The sequence below is a fragment of the Bradyrhizobium sp. NAS80.1 genome (assembly GCF_001908205.1).
Classification (GTDB): Bacteria; Pseudomonadota; Alphaproteobacteria; order Rhizobiales; family Xanthobacteraceae; genus Bradyrhizobium.
In genome coordinates this window covers 1-2,205 of sequence record NZ_LGHL01000355.1, presented here as the reverse complement: position 1 = coordinate 2,205, position 2,205 = coordinate 1, and the positions used below count along the sequence as shown (strand labels likewise).

Annotated in this window: 4 protein-coding genes; all 4 read left to right on the top strand. The window is 64.5% G+C overall.

Translation table 11 applies throughout. The features are described from left to right. The coding region (locus tag AC629_RS47490; protein ID WP_210419226.1) for a hypothetical protein at positions 1-347 on the top strand (347 nt) is incomplete at its 5' end. Beyond that, a complete protein-coding gene (locus AC629_RS43340) occupies positions 344-1,465 on the top strand; it encodes a DUF7146 domain-containing protein (protein ID WP_084810712.1) in 1,122 nt (373 codons plus the stop codon). The genes AC629_RS47490 and AC629_RS43340, both read left to right, overlap by 4 nt. Positions 1,466-1,473: 8 nt before the next feature. Next, positions 1,474-1,881: a hypothetical protein gene (locus AC629_RS43335; RefSeq protein WP_143199917.1), complete on the top strand. Its 408-nt coding sequence runs from the start codon at positions 1,474-1,476 to the stop codon at positions 1,879-1,881. A 45-nt stretch (positions 1,882-1,926) separates the two neighbouring features. Continuing rightward, the coding region (locus AC629_RS43330) for a hypothetical protein (RefSeq protein WP_210419225.1) at positions 1,927-2,205 on the top strand (279 nt) is incomplete at its 3' end.

Genomic DNA, 2,205 nt, shown 5'->3' with positions numbered 1-2,205 from the left:
TGCTACGGCTCCACGTCGACGATGGTGGCAAGCTGTCACACGACAATGGTATCGCGCTCCTCAATGAAGTCGAGCGGCTGCGCGAGATCCTCGACACTCCTCTGCATGAGCCGTTTCTCAACGCCGCTGTCCACGAAGCGAAGCATCAGATTTATCGCTGGGGCGCCGAGCACGACGCAAAGAAGACGGCGTGGGACTGGTTCTGGACGCTTGGCTACCTCGGCGGCAAGGCCGCCCATGCTGCCTTGGCCGGCGACTGGACCAAAGCCAAACATCACACCATCACGGCCGGCGCGCTGCTGGCAAACTGGCATGCTCATATCGTCGATGCGGAGCATCACGGATGACCAAGATCGACGCGCGCGAGATCCGCGGACTGCTGCAGCGCGACCTGACCAAGCTGCTGCATACCCTGTTCCCGCGCTACACGATCACCATGCCGGTGTTTGCGCCGCTCAACCCGACGCGGATGGACAAGTCGCCGGGCTCGTTCGTGATCTGGACGGCCGGCGCCGCCGCCGGCGGCTTCAACGAATATTCGCCGAACGGGCCGCCGGCCTCCGGCGACGTCGTCGACCTCATCGCCTATGTGCACAATCAGCCCGGCAACCGCGCCTTCGCGTTCGCCTGGGCGCGCGATTTCCTCGGCATCAAGACGCTGTCGGCGGACGAGCTGAAGGCGCTGAAGTCGACGGCCAAGGCCCACGTGACGCAGGTGACGCAAGCGCAGAGCGAGGCGCTGGCGCAGCGCCGGCAGGCCGCGCTCAAGATCTGGAACAGGACGCTGCCGATCGCCGGCAGCGTCGCCGAGACCTATCTGGCCTCGCGCCGCATTCCCTACATCCTGATCAAGAACCGCGAGGAAGATCTGCGCTTCATTCCGCGGCTCGAACACTGGAAGTCGACCAAGTGGGACAAGAAGACGACGCCATGGACGAAGATCCAGAGCGGCGGTGAATTCCCTTGCATGGTCGCGGCGATGCGCAACCTCGCCGGCGACATCACGGCCGTGCATTGCACGTTCCTGCGCAGCGACGGAAGCGGCAAGGCCGACGTTTCCGAACCGAAGCTGATCCGCGGCGATGCCCGTGGCTCGGCGATCCGCCTGACCAAGGGCGAAGGCGGTCTCTCCCTCGACCAGGCGCGCGCCGAATTCGAAAGCCACGGCGTGGTGCATCCGTTCATGCCGTTCGAAGGCATCGAGAACGCCCTCACCTACGCCATGGAAGTGCCCGAGCCCCGGATCTGGGCATGCGGCTCGTTCGACCTGATGCTCGCCCTGCGCGTCGAGGACGAACCGAGCTTCGATCCCGTGATCTTCGGCACCGACAATGACGGCACGGCGCAGGCCGAGGACAAGATCACTGACCGCATCGACGAGGTGCGCGCATCGGGCCGCGACTGCAGCCGCGCGCAGCCGCCGGCGGGCGTGAAGGATTTTAACGACATGGTCCGGGGGGGATGATGGACGGCATGAACCCGAACGACATCATCTTCGGCGGCAAGCGCGTCGGCGACATGCAGCGCGACGAGCTCGTCGTCATGGTCGCGGCGCTCGACCACCAGATCTCTGAGCTGGTGGTGCTGGTGGCCGGGATCGATAGCCCGAGGTCGATCGAGAGCAATCAGGTCATCCCGCAGTCGATGACGCTCGCGCTTGAAGACAGCGTGCTCGAAACCTACGACGGCGCCGGTGACATGGTCGAGGACATCGGCGAGCCCGTGAGGATCGCGCCCTACAAGCCGCCGAGGGACAAGCGCGTGCAGCATCTGGTGCAGGCCGCGCGCGAGCGCGAGGCAGCAGCCAAGGAAGAGGTGAAGCCGCGTCAGATCTTCACAGATCCGCGGCTCGACCCGAACTACAAGCCGCCGAAAAAGTAAGCGTTGCGTCAGCGTTCCACATCAACTCCCAACAGTGAGACCAACATGGAAGCAGGAAACAACCCGGCCACCGCTGGCTCGGCGCTGGCGGCTAATCCGCCGAAGACCATCCCGCCGACGGTCGGCCGCGTGGTCTACTATCGCATGCGAGAGCCCGACAGCCGTATGTCGATCTACGACAGCAGCACGCCGCTCGATGCGCACATCGTCTATGTACACTCGGACACCTGCGTGAACCTCGTGGTGTTCGACCATTCGGGCAATCAGCATCAGCGCACGTCGGTGCCGATCAACGTCGTGGACGGCGGTGGACATTCCGCATGG

Bases quoted from the DNA above. Each gene is read 5' to 3' on its own strand.
- AC629_RS43335 (WP_143199917.1), top strand. From the start codon at position 1,474: ATGAACCCGAACGACATCATCTTCGGCGGCAAGCGCGTCGGCGACATG.
- AC629_RS43340 (WP_084810712.1), top strand. From the start codon at position 344: ATGACCAAGATCGACGCGCGCGAGATCCGCGGACTGCTGCAGCGCGAC.